The sequence below is a fragment of the Asanoa sp. NPDC049475 genome, assembly GCF_040676915.1.
Lineage (GTDB): Bacteria > Actinomycetota > Actinomycetes > Mycobacteriales > Micromonosporaceae > Asanoa.
This window is the reverse complement of sequence record NZ_JBFAPY010000003.1, coordinates 376362-394912: the sequence shown is the minus strand read 5'-3', so window position 1 is coordinate 394912 and position 18551 is coordinate 376362. Positions and strand designations below refer to the sequence as shown.

Here is an 18551-nt window from a genome sequence, read left to right as displayed (position 1 = left end):
CACAATATATTCATGAAGCGCGCTCTGCTAGGCGCCGACGAGGTCTTCGGGCCTGACCGGATGCCGCCCCCGTGGCCCGGTCGCATGGCGGTCGTCGACGGCGAGCAGACCTTCGTGCGTGACACCCCGGGCACCTCCGCAGAGGCACAACCGGCGCTTTACGTGCACGGCCTGGGCGGATCCTCGCAGAACTGGACAGACCTCGCGGGTCTGCTCTCTGACCGGCTCGACGGCCAGGCGGTCGACCTGCCCGGCTTCGGCCGCAGCGGCCCGGCGAAGCAGTACACGATCAAGGCGTTCGCCGATCGCATGATCCGCCTCATCGAGGTGGCCGACCGCGGCCCGGTGCACCTGTTCGGCAACTCGCTGGGCGGCGCGGTGGTGGTCCGGATGGCCGGCCTGCGCCCCGACCTGATCCGCACGCTCACCCTGATCTCGCCGGCGATGCCGTTCCTCGACCCGCGCCGCTCCCTGCAGGGCCCGGTGGTTCCGTTGCTCGCGCTGCCCCGCGCCGACCGGCTGGCCGCCTGGATGATGGGCCGCTACGCCCCGGAGGAGCTGGCCGCGCAGGTCATCGAGGCCTGCTTCAACGACGTCACGCGGGTCAGCGAGCAGCGCCGTCGCGAGGCGGTCGAGGAGATCAAGATTCGGTACGAGGCGGCGCACTACTTCGACGCCTACGTGCGTTCGCTGCGCGGCCTGGTCAGCAGCTTCCTCCGCGCGTACCTGCCCGGCGCCAACTCGATGTGGAAGATCGCCTCCCAGATCACCGCACCGACGCTGGTGGTGGGCGGCCGCCAGGACCGCCTCGTCGACATCAGGGTGGCGCCGCAGGTGGCAAAGGTCATCCCGGACAGCCGCCTGCTGATCCTCGACGGCGTCGGTCACGTGGCGCAGATGGAAGTGCCACGGATCGTGGCCCGAGGCGTGCTCGCCCTGTTGGACGAATACGAGCGGGAGCGGGCCGGGGTCACCTGATCAGGTGGTCGTGTGGCAGGCTGAGGCCCAGCATGATCAATGCGAGGCACCCCCAACCTCCTCGTGGCCGGTCTCGCGATCGACGGTCGCGCCGCAGTCGCGGTCCGACCCGCGTACTCATCGTCGCCGCCCTGTCGCTCGTAGTCGGCATCGGTTTGATGCTGTTCGGTCTGCCCCTGCGCGGCGGACAGCCCAACTCGGCGGCACAGACCGTGCCGTCCGGCGTCGCGGACACCGGGTCGCCTACCTCGCCGCCGACCGCGACGCCGACCAAGGCGCCTCCGCCGGTCTACCGGCTGAAGGGCACTCCGCCGCGCCGAGGCGACAACACGTTCAAGTACGGCAAGACCACCGGGAAGGTCGTCGGCAAGTCGGGGACGCTGCGCCGCTACCGGATCGCGGTGGAGAACGGGTCCAAGGAAGACATCGAGGCGTTCGGCGACCAGGTCGAGGCCGCGCTGAGTGACAAGCGGAGCTGGATCGCGAGCGGCGACCTGCGGCTGCAGCGGGTCGCGGACGGCGAGGACTACAGCTTCACCGTCTATCTGGCCACGGCGGGCACCTCGCACGACATGTGCGCCCGCGGCGGCACCAACACGAACGTGAACGGCGAGCCGTACACCTCGTGCCGGACCGTCGGGAAAGTGATCATCAACCTCGACCGGTGGAACATGTCCGTTCCCGAGTACATCGAGGCGAAGACCCCCCTCTCGGTCTACCGGACGTACGTGGCCAACCACGAGACCGGGCACGAGCTCGGCAACCACCACGTGTCGTGTCCGGGCAAGGGCAAGCCGGCGCCGGTGATGATGACGCAGACCCTCGGCCTCAACGGCTGCAGGGCGAATCCGTTTCCGTACGTCGACGGAAAGCTCAACACCGGTCCCTCAGCCAATCAATAAGCGAGCAATGTCCGAAATGACCTGGCATCGTGTTGATTCATGGCGACCGGCCACCGGCTTCCCGCACCACGTACGCCGCTACCCGTGCCCCCGCCCGACCGTCATCGCGGCATGCTGGCGGTCGGCCTCGCGCTGATCGCGACGGCCGCCCTGCTGATGGCGGTCAACCACGCGCGGCGCTCACCCGACGCGGCACCCCAGCCGAGCCAGACCCAGGCCGGGTCGCCGGTCCCCGGGCAGATCGGCCCCTTCTCGGCGCCCAGCCCGTCGCCGACCGGCCAGCCGGGTCCGGCGCCCGACGGCCCCGGCGTCTTCAGCACCGAGCGGAGCGACGGACCCACCCTCGGCCGGGGCACCGACCTGCGGCGGTTCCACGTCGCGGTGGAGAAGGGGATCAACCTGGAGCTGGCGCCGTTCGTCGCGTCCGTCGACACCATCCTCGGTGACAAGCGGAGCTGGATCGCCGACGGCAAGCTCCGGCTCCGCCGGGTCGGCCCCGACCAGACCGCCGACTTCACGATCTATCTGGCCAGCGCCGGCACCTCGGAGCGGATGTGCGCCGAGGGCGGCCTGGACACCGAGCGGTTCACCTCGTGCCAGCTCGGCGACCAGGTGGTCATCAACGCCGACCGTTGGGTGAGCGCCGTGCCGTGGTTCGAGGCGCCGCTCGGCCAGTACCAGGCGTACGCGGTCAACCACGAGGTCGGTCACCAGCTCGGGCACAGCCACGAGGCCTGCCCCGCACCCGGCAAGGCGGCGCCGGTGATGCAGCAGCAGACGTACGGCATGCAGGGCTGCCTGCCCAACGGCTGGCCGTACGTCGACGGCCGGCGCTACACCGGCCCGCCTATTCCCTGACGGCACGTCAAGAGGGCGTGGCGCGTGTCATGGCAGTGGGGCGTGTGTCGAGCAACAATTGCTCGGCACCACCTCATCGATCCGATCACACCCGGGGAGACCCAACGTGTCATTGCCCCCGCTCGTCGAGCCCGCCGCCGAGCTCACCGTCGACGAGATCCGCCGCTACTCGCGCCACCTGATCATCCCGGACGTCGGGGTGACGGGGCAGAAGCGGCTCAAGAACGCCCGGGTGCTCTGTGTCGGCGCCGGCGGCCTGGGCTCGCCGGCGCTGATGTACCTCGCCGCGGCCGGGGTCGGCACGCTCGGCATCGTCGAGTTCGACACCGTCGACGAGAGCAACCTGCAGCGGCAGATCATCCACGGGCAGTCCGACATCGGGAAGCCCAAGGCCGAGTCCGCCGCCGCCACGGTCCGCGAGATCAACCCGCTGGTGAACGTGGTCATCCACAACACCGCGCTCGACCGCGACAACGTCAAGGAGATCTTCTCCCAGTACGACCTGATCGTCGACGGCACCGACAACTTCGCCACCCGCTACATGGTCAACGACGCGGCGGTGCTGCTCGGCAAGCCGTACGTGTGGGGGTCGATCTACCGCTTCGACGGCCAGGCGTCGGTCTTCTGGGCCGAGCACGGTCCCTGCTACCGCTGCCTCTACCCGGAGCCGCCGCCGCCCGGCATGGTCCCGTCGTGCGCCGAGGGTGGCGTGCTCGGCGTGCTGTGCGCGTCGATCGGCTCCATCCAGGTGACCGAGGCGATCAAGCTGCTGACCGGCATCGGCGAGCCGCTGGTCGGTGGCCTGACGGTCTACGACGCGCTGGAGATGTCGTACCGCAAGATCAAGGTCCGCAAGGACCCCGACTGCGTGCTGTGCGGCGAGAACCCGACGCTGACCGACCTGATGGAGGACTACGACGACTTCTGCGGCGCGGTCTCCGTCGAGGCCCAGGAGGCGACCGTCGACGCGACGATCACCGCGCGGGAGCTCAAGGAGTGGCAGGACGCCGGCAAGGACTTCTTCCTCGTCGACGTCCGTGAGCCCGCCGAATACGAGATCGTCCGGATCCCGGGCTCGACCCTGATCCCCAAGGGCGACATCCTCAACGGCGAGGCGCTGGCCACGCTGCCACAGGACCGGCAGATCGTGCTGCACTGCAAGTCCGGCGTACGCTCCGCGGAGGCGCTGGCGGCCGTGAAGGCGGCCGGCTTCAAGGACGCCGTGCACCTCCAGGGCGGCGTGCTCTCCTGGATCAAGCAGATCGATCCGAGCCTTCCCGCTTACTGAACAAACCGACAAAAGCCAGTCTCGTCGTCGCGGCGAGACTGGCTTTTCTCAGCTCTAAACCTGCCCGACGGGCAGTTGACCTTGGCCAACCGCTTGAGGCGGACTCGCCTTTCCGGCGGTACCGTTTCGGCCGTGGTGGATCTGGACGCGGCGATCGGCTTCGTGGTCGCCCATGGCGACGCGGTCGACCGCGCCCGCCTGTCGTGGTTGCGGGTGGGCGCGCCGCCCCAGCCTGCCATTCTCGACGACGCCGAGGTGGGCCAGGCGGCCGACGGCGGCTGGCCGGCGATCTGGGGCGGCGACGTGGCCTCGGTCGACGCGACCTGCTTCCGGCTCGCGGAGCTCGACGACCTCGGTGCGCTCGGCCGCCCCGCGGCCCGCCGGGCGCTGGATTGGTTGGCCACGCGACAGCGGCCGGACGGCACCTGGGAGGAAGACCCGTCGCTGTCCGGCTGGGCGCCGCCGTGGGCGACCCCGGGCGACCCGGAGGCGACCCTCTACCTGACCGCCAACGCCGGCTTCTGGCTCACCGTCGCCGGCCACGACGCCCGGGCGGCGGGTCCGTTCGACCACCGGGTGGGCGGCGTCTACGCCGGCGTGGTGCAGGGCGCGGCCCAGGTGTTCGCCTCCGCGCTGCACCCCGACGGCACCTGGCCGTCGTTCCTGGCGGCCGGCTGGCTCGGCGCCGCGGTGCTCTACCGCCAGGAGATGTACTACGAGTCGGCTCGGATCCAGGTGGTGCTCACCGACCGGGTCCGCGACATGACCCCGTCCGACGTGACCGCGATGGCCTCGGCCCTGCGCCGGGTCGGCCTGTCGACCGACGACACGCTGCTGGCCGCCGCCGCGCGCCGACTGGCCCAGACCCAACGCAGCGACGGAGGCTGGGCCAGCGACGACGGCGAGGCGTTCGACGTGCACACCACGCTGGCTGCTATCCGCGCCTTCAGGTGAGGCCGGGCACCTGCCCGTTGCGGAACAGGTCGACGAAGATCTGGTGGTCTTCGCGCGCGCGGACGCCGTAGCGCTTCGCGAAGTCGACCAGGTGCGCGACGAAGCCGTGCTCGTCCTTGTCGACCGCTGCCACGATCGCCTCCTCCGTGGAGAAGTCGACCAGGTCGTGGCTCGACTCGTCGTCGGCCACCGAGTGCATGCGGGCCACTGCGCGGCCCAGGTCGCCCACCACGCCGGCCAGCTCTTCGGGCTCGTTGACGTCGGCCCAGTCCAGGTCGGCCGCGTACGGCGAGACCTCCGCCACCAACTGGCCGACCCCGTCGAGCTCGGTGTAGCCCAGCCACGGGTCGGCGTGCGCCTGCAACGCCCGCTGGGACTCGGCGGTGCGGTGACCCTGGTGGTGGAAGTAGCCCCGCACGCGCCCGTCGGTGATGTGCCGGGCCACCGCCGGCACCTGCGCCTGCTTCATGTAGATGACGACGTCGTTCTCGAGCGCCTGGGTGTGCCCTTCCAACAACAGGTTGTACGAGGGCAGCCCGGCCGAGCCGATCCCGACGCCCTTGCGCAGCACGACGTCCTTGATCCGGGTGGCGACCGGGCGGTGCGCGGGCAGGGTGTCGAGGTACGCGTCGAACGCCGCCAGCACCGCCTCGCGCCGGGCGTCGTCGATCTCGAAGACACCGTCGCCGAGGGCGAAGCGGCGCTCGTAGTTGTCGATCGTCGTCTGCGTGTCGAGCATCGCCACCCGCGTGCTCAGCCGCGCCTGCTGGAGCACAGTGCGCAGCACGCCGTCGGCGTTGGCCAGGGTGATCGAGCCGATCGCGTCGTCGCCGCCGGCCGCGATCGCGCGTAGCTCGGTCAGGTAGGCGTTGGCGAACCGGCCGACCAGGTCCGCGATCACGTCGTCGGAGAGGGCCTTCGCGTAGCCGATCAGCGCCACGCTCGCCGCGAACCGTTTGAGGTCCCAGGAGAACGGCCCGACGTACGCCTCGTCGAAGTCGTTGACGTTGAAGACGAGCTCGCCGGACCCGTTCATGTAGGTCCCGAAGTTCTCCGCGTGCAGGTCGCCGTGGATCCACACCCGGCTCGTGTGCTCGTCGAGGAACCGGTCGTCGGCGAACTCGCCGGCCAGGTCGGCGTAGAACACCGCGGCGCTGCCCCGGTAGAACGCGAACGGCGAGGCCGCCATCTTGCGGAACTTGCGCCGGAAGGCGGCCGGGTCGAGGGCCATCAGCTGGCCGAACTCGGTGGTGAGCACGTCCACCAGTTGGGCGGAACGCCGTTCGTTGGTCATGCGCCGAACGCTAGACCTCGCGCGCCACCGTGGTCATGTCAAGATTCCGTCAACGCGGCGGCGCGGTCGGCCAGTGCGGCCCGGAACGCGGGGTCGTAGGCCTGTGCGCGCACCCGTTCCTCGCGTTCGCCGTCGAAGTAGCGGCCGGTGACGCCGTCCAGCGCCGGGTCGTCGACGAGCCGCAGCGTGGCACGTAGTCCCTGCTCGAGGGTCGAGACGGGGGCGAACTCCGCGACCCGCACCAACGTGGTCGGCATCAAGGTCGCGGGGTGCAGGCAGTTGACGGTGATGCCCGTGCCGGACAGTCGCTCCGCGAGGTCGAAGGTGTCACAGATCATGGCCAGCTTCGCCCGGCGGTACGCGCGGATTCCGTCGTACCCGTGCGCCATCATCAGGTCGTCGAGGTCGATGTCGGCCTGTCCGATCGACGCGACGTTGACGATCCGCGCTGTCACGGGCTTACGCAGCAAAGGCAGGAGCAACCGCGAGAGGAGGTACGGGGCCAGATAGTTGACCGCCAGCCGCAGCTCGATGCCGTCGCGGGTCAGCTCGCGGGGTGCACCGGGCGCCCCGAAGCCGACGGCGGCGTTGTTGACCAGCACGTCCAGGGAGTCGTAGCGGTCGCCGATCTCGGACGCGAGGCGGCGCACCGATGCCAGCTCGGCCAGGTCCGCGCGCAGCGCCACGGACCCGGTCGCGTCGGCGACCTCGGCGAGCCGCTCGGGATCGCGGCCGTGCAGCACCAGTTCGTGCCCGCGCTCGGCCAGCGCCAGCGCGAGCGCCCGGCCGAGCCCGTCCGAGGCACCGGTGATCAGGATCCGCGACATCAGTCGCCGGTGGGGTGGTGGTAGTCGACGGTGCCCTCGTCCAGCGGCACCGCGTCGTCGCCGAACGGCGCCGAGGCACCGGCCCGGTTGCCGGTGGCCTCGCGGACCGGCAACGTGCCGTCAGGACCGAGCGGCGTGGCCAGCGGGACGGGTGGGGTGTGTGCCCAGTCGACACGGTCGGGGTGCTCCACCGGCCGGCTGGTGCTGACGGGCACCGCCGCCTGTGGGTTGACGCTGTCGGGCAGTGTCACCGGTCGGTTCGTGCCGTCCGGTGCCGGCACCAGGGGCGCGGTCAGGGCGCTGCGGGCCGCCAGCGGGTCGGGTCGCGGCACGCCGCCTGGCCCGGCCGGCTCACCCGCGATCTTGTCCTGCAGGCGCAGGATGCCGTGCATGAGCGCCTCGGGCCGGGGCGGGCAGCCGGGCACGTACACGTCGACCGGGATGATCTGGTCGACGCCCTTCGTCACCGAGTAGGAGTCCCAGTACGGTCCGCCGCAGTTCGAGCAGGCGCCGAACGAGATGACGTACTTCGGCTCGGGCATCTGGTCGTAGAGCCGCTTGATCGCCGGCGCCATCTTGTCGGTGACCGTGCCGGACACCACCATCAGGTCGGCCTGCCGCGGACCGTGCGCGAACGGGATCACGCCGAGCCGCATGAAGTCGTGCCGGCCCATGCTGCTCGCGATGAACTCGATCGCGCAGCAGGCCAGGCCGAAGTTGAAGACCCAGAGCGAGTAGCGCCGACCCCAGTTGAGCACGAACCGGATCGGCTCTCCGAGCACGGCTGGCAGTTCCACGATCTCCAGGCTAGTCGAAGCTCGGGCGCTGCAGCAGGCCCAGGAACTCTACGAGCAACCGCTCCCGCACGGGCACGGGTGCCGCGTCCAGCAGCGTGTTGACCGCGGCGACGCGATCCGGCAGCGGCCCCGCACCGTCGCCACCGCCCAGCCCGAGCGCGCCCGCCAGGCCGGCGACCACCTCCGCGGTCAGCGCCGCCGGGTCGAGCGCGGTCACGAGCGCCAACACCTCGGGCGGCAGGTCGACCGGGCCGCGGGCGTTGGCCGCCGCCGCGGCCTCCTTCAGCGCGCCGGCGAACTCCTCCACATGCGGCGCCACCGACGCCGTCACTGTCAGGTGGATGCTGGCCGGGATGTCGCCGTAGTGCATCTGCGGCTGCGTGTGGAAGCCCCGCGCCGTCAATTCGTCCGCCAGCACGAACAGGTTCGGTCCGGTGAAGCAGACGACGGTGGTCGTGGGCGGCGCCATGAGCCGCAACCCGTCGACCGCCTCGACCGCGGCGGCCAGGCCACGCACCGCGTCCCGGGTGACCTCGGCCAGCCTCAGATAGCCGTCGTCGCCGATCCGGCGCAGCGTGGCGTACGCGGCCGCGATCGGTCCGCCCGACCTCGTCGACGAGACACCCGGATTGATCATCGTGTAGCCGGGCCAGTCGCCGAACGCGAAGTACTGCGGCGCCCGCAGCGACGGGTCGCGGTGCAGCAGGACGGAGGTGCCCTTCGGCGCGTACGCGTACTTGTGCAGGTCTACCGAGATCGAGGTGACACCCGGCACGGCGAAGTCGAAGTCCGGCAGGTCGGCGCCGAGCCGGCGCAGGTAGGGCAGCGTCCACCCGCCGAAGCAGGCGTCGACGTGGCAACGCACCCCGGCGGCGGCGGCCACCGCGGCGATCTCCGCCACCGGGTCGATCACGCCGTGGGCGTACGACGGCGCCGAGCACGCCACCAGCACGGTGTCGTCGGTGATCGCGGCGGCGACGTCCGAAACCGCGGGCCGCAACGTCGAAGGAGAGACCGGCACCGCGTCCAGCGCCATGCCTAGGTAATGCGTCGCCTTCGCGAACGCGGCGTGCGCGGTCACCGGCACCACGATGCGCGGCGCGGCGATGTCGGGCCGGGCGTCCCGCGCCGCCTTGACGGCCAGGATCAGCGACTCGGTGCCACCGCTGGTCACGCTGCCCACGACGTCCGGTGCGGTGGTGCCCGGCCCACCGCCCAACAGCCGGGCGGCCGCGCCGACGAGCGCGTTCTCCATCGCCAGCAGCGACGGGAAGGCGGTCGGGTCCAGGCCGTTGACCGACGCGGAGATCGCGTACGCCGCGTTGGCCAGGTCGTCGAGCCCTTCGACCGCTGGGTCGTAGACGTAGGCGAACAGGCGGCCGCCGTGCGTGGGCTGGTCGGCCCGGCGCAGCGCGCGCAACTCGTCGAGAACCTGGGACGCCGGGACTCCGTGCTGTGGCAACGCCTCCACCATGGCGGAGACGCTAGTTGATCGCCGCCGCTTCGGCTGCACCCACCGCCGTGGTCAGCTTGGCCTCGGTCAGGTCGTACCCGCGCATCAACAGCACCGCCAGCCCCACGAGCAGACCGGGCAGCACCGTGAAGCCGAGCAGCACGCCCAGCCGGGCGGTGTCGTCCTGGGCGGCCGCCTCGCCGGACGACGACGAGACGTAGCCGAAGACCTGCAAGACCAGCAGATAGATGCCCGGGCCGAGGGCCAGCCCGAACGTCTCGCCGGCGGTCCACAGACCCGTGAACACCCCGGCCTGCCGCTTGCCGGTGCGGGCCGTGTCGTAGGCGATGCAGTCCGGCAGCATGGCGAGGCCGAAGACCTGCTGACCGGCGTACGCGACGCCGAGCACCCCGACGATCAGGTAGACCGCCACGGCGGGCAGCACCGGCGCGAGCACCAGCAGCACCGCGCCGGCGGCGAACAGCAGCGACGCGAGCACGTACGCCCGCGCCTTCCCGACCCTGGCCCCCACCCGGCTCCACAGTGGCATGACCAGCAGCGCCGGCCCGACGAAACAGGCGAACAGCACCGTCGGCCCGGTGTCGGGGGAGTAGAGCACATGGTCGGCGAAGTACTGCACGCCGGCCAGGATCATCGCGATGCCGACCGCCTGGATCACGAAGCAGATCAGCAGCAGCCGGAAGGGTCGGTTGCGGGACGCCACGGCCAGTTGCGCGCGCAGCGTCGGCTCACTCTCGCGGACGGTGCCGGTCGGCGCACGCGAGGTGCCGACGAAGACCGCGATCGTGCCGACCACGATCAGGCCGGCCACGAACACGCCCATCCAGCGGTGCCCCGGGATCCCGTCGCCGCCCGCGTTGACCACCAGCGGTGCGATCGCACCCGAGACCAGGATGGCGATCGCCAGCACCGCGACCCGCCAGGTCAGCAGCCGGGTGCGCTCGCTGTAGGAGTCGGTGAGCTCGGCCGGCATCGCCACGTAGGGCACCTGGAAGAACGCGTACGCGGTCGCGGCCAGCAGGAACGCGAAGGCGACGTAGGCGCCCTGGCCGGAGCCGAACGGCGCCGCGAAGATCGCCGCGAACAGCACGGCAAGGGCCAGACCACCCACCAGGAGGTACGGGCGGCGCGCGCCCCACCGGCTGCGGGTGCGGTCGGAGATCCGCCCGGCGACCGGGTTGACCAGCACGTCCCAGGCCTTCGGCGCCCACACCAGCACGCCGGCCAGCCAGGCCGCCACGCCGAGGGTGTCGGTCAGGTAGGGCGCCAGCAGCAGGCCCGGCACGGTGCCGAACGCGCCGGTGACCAGCGAACCCAGGGCGTATCCGGCGTGCACCCGGCGCGGTAGCTGGGTACCCGATCGGGTGATCGCCGATTGGCTGCGCCGCGCGTCCATGAGGCGGGATGTTAGCGATCCGCACGCGAGAGCGGGAGGTTTACCTCTACCCTGCTGGCCGAGCGGGATTATCGGACGTAAAAGGGGTGATGCCGGTGAAAGCCGGTGTGGCAGCCGGGCATCCGGCAACCACCGAGGTCGGCCTCCGGGTGCTGGCCTCGGGCGGCTCGGCCGCCGACGCGGCGGTCGCCGCGGTGCTGGCTTGCTCCGCCTCGGAGAGCGTGCTGACCGGAATAGGTGGCGGTGGCTTCGCCACCTTCTACGACGCCGCCAACCGCACGGTCACCTGCCTCGACTTCTTCTGCTCGATCCCGGGGCTGGACGGCGACGTGGCGCCGCAACCGATGCTGCCGATCGAGGTCACCTTCGGCGGGGTACCGATGCCGTACTCGATCGGCGGCCCGAGCGTGGGCATCCCCGGCGTGCCGGCCGGCTGCGGCGAGGTGCACCGGCGCTGGGGCCGCCTGCCATGGCACGAGGTCGTCGAGCCGGCGGTGCTGCTGGCCCGCGCCGGGGTCGCGCTGCCCGAGGCGCAGGCCCGCACGCTGGTCAGCGTCGCGCCGGCGTTGACCCCGAGCGACGGCGGCGAGATCTACGCGCCCGGCGGTCGGCTGTTGCGCGGCGGCGAGACCCTGCACCACCCGGGCCTGGACAAGGCGCTCGACGGCCTGGCCGACGAGGGTCCGGACATCTTCTACACCGGCCGCTTCGGCGACCTGCTGGTCGAGGCGGTCCGGGGTGCGGGTGGTGCGATCGGTCCCGCCGACCTGGCCGCGTACCAGGTGCTCGAACTGCCCGTGGAGCACGCGCGGCTGGCCGGGCACGACGTCTACGCGCGCACCGACCTCAACGGCACGATCCGCACGATCCGCGCCCTGCCCGACCCGATCCAGGAGCTGTCCCGGCCGAAGCGGGCCGTCGCCGTGGCCGACGCGCTGCGCGAGTTCGGCCGGCCCCGACTGGGTGACACCACCAACGTGTCGGTCGTCGACGCCGAGGGCAACGCCTGCGTGATCACCACGACGCTCGGCATCGGGGCCGGCGTCTGGCTGCCCGGGCTGGGCATCAACCTCAACTCGATGCTCGGCGAAGGTGAGCTGATCACCGAGGACATGGCACCCGGCCAGCGGATGCAGTCGATGATGTGCCCGCTGGTGGTGATCGGCGACGACGGCGACCTGGTGCTGGCCGCGGGTTCGGCCGGTGCCTCGCGGATCCGCACCGCGCTGGTCGACACGCTGCTCGGCGTGCTGGTCGACGGCCTCGACACGGAGACCGCCGTGGCCCGGCCCCGGTTCCACGTGGTCGACGACGCGGTGCACGCGGAACTCGGATATCCGGAGGACGAGCTCGCGGAGCTCGCCCGCGCGGGCTACACGATCGTGCAGTGGGACGAGCTCAACCACTTCTTCGGCGGCGTCAGCGCGGTCGGCGTGGCCGGCGCGGGCGGCGACCCCCGCCGAGGAGGAACGGGCCAACTCCTGTAGCAGCCCTCACTCCGGCCACCAAGCGGCACGGGTGAGGTCGACGCGGCCGTTCTTCAGCGGAGTCGCCTCGCCCACCAGGCGGGCCAGCGCCTCCTTCTCGTGGCCCGGGACCACCCGGCCGTTGGCGGCCACGACCCGGTGCCAGGGGACGCTGCCGCCGTGTTTGGCCATGATCGCCCCGACCAGGCGGGCCGAGGACCGGCCGGAGCGGTCCGCGAGGTAGTCCGCGATCGCGCCGTAGGACATCGCCCGCCCCGGCGGGATCCGTTCGACCACGGCGAGCACTTCTTCCACGTACTCCTCCGGCTCCACGCCGGCCACACTATGGGATATAAAAGTGATCTTGAGTGACCGACCGCGCAGAATGGACCCGTGCGCGAAGCAGTAACGACGGCACGCCGGATCGTCGTCAAGATCGGGTCGTCGTCGTTGACCACGGCCGACGGTGGGCTCGACGCCGGCCGGGTCGACGCCCTCGCCGACGTGCTGGCGGCCGCCGCCCGGTCCGGGCGTGAGGTGGTGCTGGTCTCGTCCGGCGCGATCGCCGCCGGCCTTGCCCCGCTGGCCATTCCCCGGCGCCCGCGGGACCTGGCCACCCAGCAGGCCGCCGCGTCCGTCGGCCAGGGCCTCCTGATCGGGCGCTACGCGGCTGCCTTCGCCCGCCACGGCCTGACCGTCGGCCAGGTGCTGCTGACCGCCGACGACGTGACCCGCCGCGCGCACTACCGCAACGCGTACCGGACGCTGCGCAAGCTGCTCGACCTCGGCGCCGTCCCCATCGTCAACGAGAACGACACGGTGGCCACCGACGAGATCCGGTTCGGTGACAACGACCGGCTCGCCGCGCTGGTCGCCGCCCTGGTCGACGCCGACCTGCTGGTGCTGCTCTCCGATGTCGACGCCCTCTACACCGGCGACCCCCGCAAGCCCGGCGCGAGCCGGGTCGACGAGGTGCGCGCCGAGGCCGACCTGGCCGGGGTGGCAGTCGGCGGCGCTGGGCGTTCCGGTGTCGGCACCGGCGGCATGGTGACCAAGGTGGAGGCCGCCCGGATCGCCACCGGCTTCGGCATCCCGGTGGTGCTGACCTCCGCGCCGAACGCGGCCGACGCGCTGGCCGGCGAGCCGGTCGGCACCCTGTTCCACCGGGTCTCCCAGCGGCCCGCCGCCCGGCTGTTCTGGCTGGCCCACGCGACCTCGCCGCGCGGCCGGCTGCACCTGGACCCGGGCGCCGTGCAGGCGGTCGTGGCCCGGCGCAAGTCGCTGCTGCCGGCCGGCATCACCGCGGTCGACGGGGTCTTCACGGCCGGCGACCCGGTCGACCTGGTCGACGACGCCGGCGCCCCGGTCGCCCGTGGCCTGGTCAACTACGACGCCGTCGAGCTGCCGGCGCTGCTGGGCCGCTCGACCGGCGACCTGGCCGCCGAGCTCGGCCCCGGCTACGAACGTGAGGTCGTCCACCGCGACGACCTCGTACTGTTGTGAATTCGACCCGATGGAGGACGGCATGAGCGTGCGGGAGCAGGCGGAGCAGGCCCGGGTGGCGGCGGTCACCCTCGCGGCCACGCCGCGGGCGGTGAAGGACCGCGCTCTGCTCGGCATGGCCGACGCGCTGGTGGCCCGCTCGCCCGAGATCATCGAGGCGAACGCGGCCGACCTGGCCGCCGGCCGCACGGCCGGGCTCTCCGACGCGATCCTCGACCGGCTGGCGCTGACCCCGGCCCGGGTGACCGCGATCGCCGGCGCGCTGCGCGAGATGGCCGCCCTGCCCGACCCGGTCGGCGAGGTGGTCCGCGGCTCGACCCTGCCCAACGGGCTCGAGCTGCGCCAGGTCCGGGTGCCGTTCGGCGTGGTCGGCATGATCTACGAAGGCCGGCCCAACGTGACCGTCGACGCCGCCGGCATCTGCCTCAAGTCCGGCAACGCGGCGCTGCTGCGCGGCTCCTCGTCGGCCGCCAACTCCAACGCCAAGCTGGTCGAGATCCTGCGCGAGGCGCTCGAGGTGTCGGGGCTGCCGGCCGACGCTGTGCAGCTGCTCGACTCGTCCACCCGCGACTCGGTCAAGGAGCTGATGCGCGCCCGCGGGCTGGTCGACGTGCTGATCCCGCGCGGCGGCGCCTCGCTGATCCGGGCCGTGGTCGAAGAGTCGACGGTCCCGGTGATCGAGACCGGCGTGGGCAACTGCCACGTCTACGTCGACGCGGCGGCCGACCTGGACAAGGCGCTGGCGATCGTCCTCAACTCCAAGACCCAGCGGCTGTCGACCTGCAACACCGCCGAGTCCCTGCTGGTGCACGCCGACGTGGCCGACGCGTTCCTGCCCCGGGTGCTGGCCGCGTTCGCCGAGGCCGGGGTGACCGTGCACGGCTCGCCCGAGGTCGCCGCGCACTCGGCCGACGTGGTCCCGGCCACCGACGACGACTTCGCCACCGAATACCTCTCGGCCGACATCTCGGCCGCGGTCGTCCCGTCGCTGGCGGCGGCGGTCGATCACATCCGGCGCTACGGCACGCAGCACACCGAGGCGATCGTTACCGAGTCGCTGGCCGCGTCGCGCGAGTTCGTCGCCTCGGTCGACGCGGCCGCGGTGATGGTCAACGCGTCGACCCGGTTCACCGACGGCGGCGAGTTCGGGTTCGGCGCCGAGATCGGCATCTCGACGCAGAAGCTGCACGCCCGCGGCCCGATGGGCCTGCCCGAGCTGACCTCCACCAAATACGTCGTCACCGGCGAAGGACAGCTACGCGGTTAGAAATTCCACAACCACCTTGATGTCACCCTCCTGCGGATCGGCGTACGCCTCGCGGTAGTGCTCGACCGGCACCCGGCGGGTGACCAGCCGGTTGAGCCACTTCCGGTCGGCGGCGGCCAGCGCGTCGGCGCCCGCCTTCCAGTGCCGGGCGTTCGCGTTGACCGAGCCGAAGACCACGTTGTTCTCCAGCACCAGCGCCCGGTTGAGCGCGCCCGCGTCGACCGGGATCTGGTGACCGCCGGTGGACACCCCGGTCAGGCAGACGACGCCGCACGGGCCGACCGCGTCCATCACGCCGAACACCACCGGCGCGGCGCCCGTGCACTCGAGCACCAGGTCGGGCGCGAAGCCGAGCTCGTGCACGGGCTTGCTGTGGTACGTCGCGCCCAGGTCATGGGTGAGTTGCGGCTTGGGGCCGTCGGTGGCCAGGTCGAGCACGTGCACGTCGAGGTCGCGCTGCTTGCCGAGCATGGCCGCCAACAGGCCGATCGGCCCAGCCCCGGTGACCAGCACGTTCTCCGGCTGCCACGGGTCGCGCTCGACGAACCGGTCGATAAGCTCCCAGGCCTTGGCGACCACGCTGGTCGGTTCCAGGAGCACGCCGAGCAGGCCGAGCGACTGGTCCAGCTTGACCGCGTGCTCGGGCTCGATCCGCCAGCGATCCCGCGCGAAGCCGTCGAGGCCCTTGATCCCGTGCTCGGTGTACTGCCCGTTGCGACACATGTCCCACTGGCCCTGGGCGCAGTTGGGGCACGGCACGGGGTCGGGATGCCGGACGATGCCGGCCACCAGGTCGCCCCATTTCAGCCGGCCGGTCGGGTCCTCGACCACGCGGCCGAGCGACTCGTGCCCGATGACCAGCCGGTCCTCGCCGGGCGCGGACTCGCCGTAGTCGCCGGCGATGATCTCGCGGTCGGTGCCGCACACCCCCACGGCCACGGCCTCCACCAGCAGCCCGCCCTCGTGCTCAGCGGGCTCGGGGAAGTCCTCGTCGAGCCGCAGCGAGTCCTTGGTGCCAGGTGTGACGGTCAGTGCCCGCATAGGACCATCTTGCGGCCCAGGTCCACCTTGCGCTCAGAAACGGACCGCGCCTATCGTTTGACTCAGTCAACGAAATGGTTGGAGTGGGCAATGACTGTCGAGCCGGTCGCGCGGATCCGCGCCTTCAACCGCTTCTACACGCGGGTCATCGGCGTGCTCGGCGAGAGCCTGCTCGACACGCCCTACTCGCTGTCCGAGGCCCGGGTGCTCTTCGAGCTCGCCCAGGCCGAGCGGGTCGAGGTGGTCGACCTCCGGAGCGCCCTCGGGCTCGACGCCGGCTATCTGAGCCGCGTGCTGACCCGGTTCGAGGCCGACGGCCTGGCCGAACGGTCGCGGTCGGCGGCGGACGGCCGGCGGCAGGTCGTGGCGCTGACCAGCGCCGGCCGGGCCGCCGCGCGCGATCTCGACGCGCGCTCCCGGGCCGACGTCGGCACCCTGCTGGAGCCCCTCGCCGAGGGCCAGCGCCGCCGGCTCCTGGGCGCGATGGACGCGATCCAGGACGTCCTGCGCCCCACCGACCCGGTGGGCCTGGTCGTGCTGCGCCCGCCGGTGGCCGGCGACCTCGGCTGGATCGTCCGCCGGCACGGCGAGCTCTACGCCCACGCGCACGGGTGGGACGCCCGGTTCGAGGCCTACGTCGCACGGATCGTCGGGGACTACGGCGCCGGCGCCGACCCGACCCGCGAGGCACTGTGGATCGCCGAGGCCGACGGCGAGCCGATCGGCTCGATCATGTGCGTCGCCGACGACGAGCACACCGCGCGGCTGCGGATCCTGCTGGTCGAGCCGGCCGCCCGAGGGCTCGGGCTGGGCCGGCGGCTGGTCGACGAGTGCCTGCGGTTCGCCCGCCGCGCCGGCTACCGGCGGATGGTGCTGAGCACCTACGACGCGATGGCCGAGGCCCGCCGGATCTACCAGCGGGCCGGATTCCACCTCGACCGGGCCGAACCGGTGCACGAGTTCGGCGCCGACCTCGTCGACGAGACCTGGTCGCTCGACCTCACCTGAGGCAGATCTCGCCGTCCTCGCTGGCCAGCACCGAGTCGCTCGGGAACGGGGCGACCTCGCCCGCCGCGATGATCGCGGGGATCGGCGGGTCGGAGCGCAGCGCGTACCAGGGGCCGACGCAGACCGGCGACTCCCGCAGCGTGGTCGTCACCTGCGGCTCCCGTGCCGTCAAAGTGTGCCGTTCGGTGGCGAACAGCGTCTGCGACCCGTCCCGCTGCGTCTCGTAGGTCACCCAGGACACCACGATCTCCGCCTGCGGGCAGACCGGCCCGGCCGAGATCACCAACTGGCTGCCCGTGGCGGCGGCGGTCACCTCCGAGACGCACTTCGGCGGCGGCGGGAGCGCCGCCCCGTCGGGCTGCGTCGACGGAGTGTTCCCGTCGACCGCGGTGTCGCGGGGCGAGACCGTGGCCGCCGGTGGGCTGGTCGCCGGTTCGGTGGCCGCGGACGTCGGCGGTGCGAACGGCGGGAGCGGCATGCTCGGCTGCGTCGTCGTGCCGCCCTCGGCCGGTGGCTCGGCCTGGATGTGCGTCGGCTGTTCCATCAACGGCAGCCGGGCGAGCGCGATGACTCCGGCGACGGCGAGCGCGGCCGCCGCGGCCCCACCGACGCGGCGCTGCCGCCGGCGCCGGACGGTCTCCCGCACCGACTCGACCCCCGGCGGGCGCAGCAGCGCGTCGACCGACTCGGTGAGCTCGGCGAACGCGTCATGGACCCGGTCGGGTGGCGGCTCACGCACTGCGCACCTCCGGGCTCGCGTGCACGTCGTCGTCGGTCAGCCGCAGCGCCAGCGTCGCCCGCCCGCGGTGCAGCCAGGACTTGACCGTGCCCTCGGCCGCGCCGGTGAGCTCCGCGATCTCGGCGATCGACACGTCGGCCAGGTAGAACAGCACGACCGCCTGGCGCTGCCGTTCGGGCAGGGTGGCCAGGGCGGCGCGCAGCGCGACCGCGTCCGGACCCGGCCCTGGCGTGTGCTCCTCGCGCACGCCGCGGGTCAGGTGCAGCAACCGGCGCGCCCGCCGCCAGCGGCTGGTCGCGAGGTTCCACGCCACCCGGCGTACCCACGCGCCAGGGTCATCCAATGTGGACCAGCGTGGCCAGGCCTTGCAGAATGCCTCCTGCACCACGTCCTGCGCCTCGGCCAGATCGCCCGTATGGGCGAACAGCTGATGCGTCAGTGGGCGGAACCACGCGGCGTAGAACTCCGCGAAGTCGAGCTTGTCGGGCACAACTCTCCCGGGGTCGACGGCACCCACACAGTATCCCGTCCACGCAGCCGTGCTCATTGTCGTAATTCGGCCGACGCCAGGGCGTTGTTGGGTGAAACTGAGAGCCATGACGCGATCGCGGCAAATCAACGGCTCGCAATCCCGTCGACTGGTCCAGGACCCGTGCGACGACGAGAGCTGCCCCAGCTGCTACGGCGACCCGGCGCAGGCAGACGCCATGCGTCGCGCCGGGCGGTTACCCGACCGCAACCACCGCCTCGACGAACGCC

General features: G+C 72.0%; 17 protein-coding genes and 1 pseudogene. 9 read left to right on the top strand and 9 right to left on the bottom strand.

The annotated features are described in order from the left end of the window. The first annotated feature begins 12 nt into the window (after positions 1-12). From AB0J88_RS13030 to AB0J88_RS13010, 5 genes are all read left to right on the top strand, one after another. Complete coding sequence (locus AB0J88_RS13030; protein WP_364345429.1) at positions 13-978, top strand: alpha/beta hydrolase; 966 nt, start codon at positions 13-15, stop codon at positions 976-978. 158 nt (positions 979-1136) lie between these two features. Beyond that, positions 1137-1880, top strand: coding sequence for a DUF3152 domain-containing protein (locus tag AB0J88_RS13025; RefSeq protein WP_364345431.1), 744 nt, complete (start codon positions 1137-1139; stop codon positions 1878-1880). A 39-nt stretch (positions 1881-1919) separates the two neighbouring features. After that, entirely contained in the window at positions 1920-2738 is an 819-nt protein-coding gene (locus AB0J88_RS13020) for a DUF3152 domain-containing protein (RefSeq protein ID WP_364345433.1), read from the top strand. A gap of 106 nt (positions 2739-2844) precedes the next feature. Beyond that, positions 2845-4026 (top strand): adenylyltransferase/sulfurtransferase MoeZ, encoded by a 1182-nt coding sequence (gene moeZ, locus AB0J88_RS13015; protein WP_364345435.1) that lies wholly within the window; start codon positions 2845-2847, stop codon positions 4024-4026. Between the two features lie 132 nt (positions 4027-4158). Then, a complete protein-coding gene (locus AB0J88_RS13010) occupies positions 4159-4980 on the top strand; it encodes a prenyltransferase/squalene oxidase repeat-containing protein (RefSeq protein ID WP_364345437.1) in 822 nt (273 codons plus the stop codon). Here the strand turns inward: AB0J88_RS13010 and AB0J88_RS13005 are convergent. The 5 genes and pseudogenes from AB0J88_RS13005 to AB0J88_RS12985 all read right to left on the bottom strand — a co-directional run bounded on the left by AB0J88_RS13005 (position 4973) and on the right by AB0J88_RS12985 (position 10768). Next, the gene (locus AB0J88_RS13005; RefSeq protein WP_364345439.1) at positions 4973-6274 is read right to left on the bottom strand and encodes a DUF2252 domain-containing protein; all 1302 of its coding nucleotides are present in this window, start codon (positions 6272-6274) and stop codon (positions 4973-4975) included. The two genes, AB0J88_RS13010 and AB0J88_RS13005, sit on opposite strands and share 8 nt — an antisense overlap. Positions 6275-6312: 38 nt before the next feature. Further along, positions 6313-7101, bottom strand: coding sequence for an SDR family NAD(P)-dependent oxidoreductase (locus tag AB0J88_RS13000; RefSeq protein ID WP_364345441.1), 789 nt, complete (start codon positions 7099-7101; stop codon positions 6313-6315). A 308-nt stretch (positions 7102-7409) separates the two neighbouring features. After that, a pseudogene (locus AB0J88_RS12995) lies at positions 7410-7898 on the bottom strand (NADH-quinone oxidoreductase subunit B family protein); the annotation flags it as partial. A gap of 10 nt (positions 7899-7908) precedes the next feature. Next, positions 7909-9372: an aminotransferase class V-fold PLP-dependent enzyme gene (locus AB0J88_RS12990; protein ID WP_364345442.1), complete on the bottom strand. Its 1464-nt coding sequence runs from the start codon at positions 9370-9372 to the stop codon at positions 7909-7911. A gap of 10 nt (positions 9373-9382) precedes the next feature. Next, positions 9383-10768 carry an MFS transporter gene (locus AB0J88_RS12985; RefSeq protein ID WP_364345444.1) on the bottom strand — a complete coding sequence of 462 codons (1386 nt, stop codon included), beginning with the start codon at positions 10766-10768 and terminating at the stop codon, positions 9383-9385. An 89-nt stretch (positions 10769-10857) separates the two neighbouring features. Here AB0J88_RS12985 and AB0J88_RS12980 point away from each other — a divergent pair, with 89 nt between their 5' ends. Further along, positions 10858-12255: a gamma-glutamyltransferase gene (locus AB0J88_RS12980; protein WP_364345446.1), complete on the top strand. Its 1398-nt coding sequence runs from the start codon at positions 10858-10860 to the stop codon at positions 12253-12255. 6 nt (positions 12256-12261) lie between these two features. On the opposite strand, the gene AB0J88_RS12975 is transcribed toward AB0J88_RS12980, so the two are convergent. Next, positions 12262-12567 (bottom strand): MGMT family protein, encoded by a 306-nt coding sequence (locus AB0J88_RS12975; protein ID WP_364345448.1) that lies wholly within the window; start codon positions 12565-12567, stop codon positions 12262-12264. 60 nt (positions 12568-12627) lie between these two features. On the opposite strand from AB0J88_RS12975, the gene proB reads away from it, so the two are divergent. Both proB and AB0J88_RS12965 read left to right on the top strand, forming a co-directional pair. Next, a complete protein-coding gene (proB, locus tag AB0J88_RS12970; RefSeq protein WP_364345450.1) occupies positions 12628-13737 on the top strand; it encodes a glutamate 5-kinase in 1110 nt (369 codons plus the stop codon). 22 nt (positions 13738-13759) lie between these two features. After that, on the top strand, positions 13760-15004 hold the full coding sequence (locus tag AB0J88_RS12965; protein ID WP_364345452.1) for a glutamate-5-semialdehyde dehydrogenase: 1245 nt from the start codon (positions 13760-13762) through the stop codon (positions 15002-15004). On the opposite strand, the gene AB0J88_RS12960 is transcribed toward AB0J88_RS12965, so the two are convergent. Continuing rightward, positions 14993-16045 (bottom strand): glucose 1-dehydrogenase, encoded by a 1053-nt coding sequence (locus AB0J88_RS12960; protein WP_364345454.1) that lies wholly within the window; start codon positions 16043-16045, stop codon positions 14993-14995. The two genes, AB0J88_RS12965 and AB0J88_RS12960, sit on opposite strands and share 12 nt — an antisense overlap. A gap of 90 nt (positions 16046-16135) precedes the next feature. Here AB0J88_RS12960 and AB0J88_RS12955 point away from each other — a divergent pair, with 90 nt between their 5' ends. Then, positions 16136-17053: a helix-turn-helix domain-containing GNAT family N-acetyltransferase gene (locus AB0J88_RS12955; protein ID WP_364345456.1), complete on the top strand. Its 918-nt coding sequence runs from the start codon at positions 16136-16138 to the stop codon at positions 17051-17053. Here AB0J88_RS12955 and AB0J88_RS12950 read toward each other — a convergent pair. Continuing rightward, positions 17046-17792: a hypothetical protein gene (locus AB0J88_RS12950; protein ID WP_364345458.1), complete on the bottom strand. Its 747-nt coding sequence runs from the start codon at positions 17790-17792 to the stop codon at positions 17046-17048. The two genes, AB0J88_RS12955 and AB0J88_RS12950, sit on opposite strands and share 8 nt — an antisense overlap. Then, the gene (locus tag AB0J88_RS12945) at positions 17785-18282 is read right to left on the bottom strand and encodes a SigE family RNA polymerase sigma factor (RefSeq protein ID WP_364345460.1); all 498 of its coding nucleotides are present in this window, start codon (positions 18280-18282) and stop codon (positions 17785-17787) included. Before AB0J88_RS12945 ends, AB0J88_RS12950 begins: the two co-directional genes overlap by 8 nt. Positions 18283-18551: the final 269 nt, after the last annotated feature.

Coding starts and splice junctions, on each gene's coding strand:
- AB0J88_RS13030 (WP_364345429.1), top strand. CDS start 13: ATGAAGCGCGCTCTGCTAGGCGCCGACGAGGTCTTCGGGCCTGACCGG.
- AB0J88_RS13025 (WP_364345431.1), top strand. CDS start 1,137: ATGCTGTTCGGTCTGCCCCTGCGCGGCGGACAGCCCAACTCGGCGGCA.
- AB0J88_RS13020 (WP_364345433.1), top strand. CDS start 1,920: ATGGCGACCGGCCACCGGCTTCCCGCACCACGTACGCCGCTACCCGTG.
- AB0J88_RS13005 (WP_364345439.1), bottom strand. CDS start 6,274: ATGACCAACGAACGGCGTTCCGCCCAACTGGTGGACGTGCTCACCACC.
- AB0J88_RS13000 (WP_364345441.1), bottom strand. CDS start 7,101: ATGTCGCGGATCCTGATCACCGGTGCCTCGGACGGGCTCGGCCGGGCG.
- AB0J88_RS12990 (WP_364345442.1), bottom strand. CDS start 9,372: ATGGTGGAGGCGTTGCCACAGCACGGAGTCCCGGCGTCCCAGGTTCTC.
- AB0J88_RS12985 (WP_364345444.1), bottom strand. CDS start 10,768: ATGGACGCGCGGCGCAGCCAATCGGCGATCACCCGATCGGGTACCCAG.
- AB0J88_RS12980 (WP_364345446.1), top strand. CDS start 10,858: ATGCCGGTGAAAGCCGGTGTGGCAGCCGGGCATCCGGCAACCACCGAG.
- AB0J88_RS12965 (WP_364345452.1), top strand. CDS start 13,760: ATGAGCGTGCGGGAGCAGGCGGAGCAGGCCCGGGTGGCGGCGGTCACC.
- AB0J88_RS12960 (WP_364345454.1), bottom strand. CDS start 16,045: ATGCGGGCACTGACCGTCACACCTGGCACCAAGGACTCGCTGCGGCTC.
- AB0J88_RS12955 (WP_364345456.1), top strand. CDS start 16,136: ATGACTGTCGAGCCGGTCGCGCGGATCCGCGCCTTCAACCGCTTCTAC.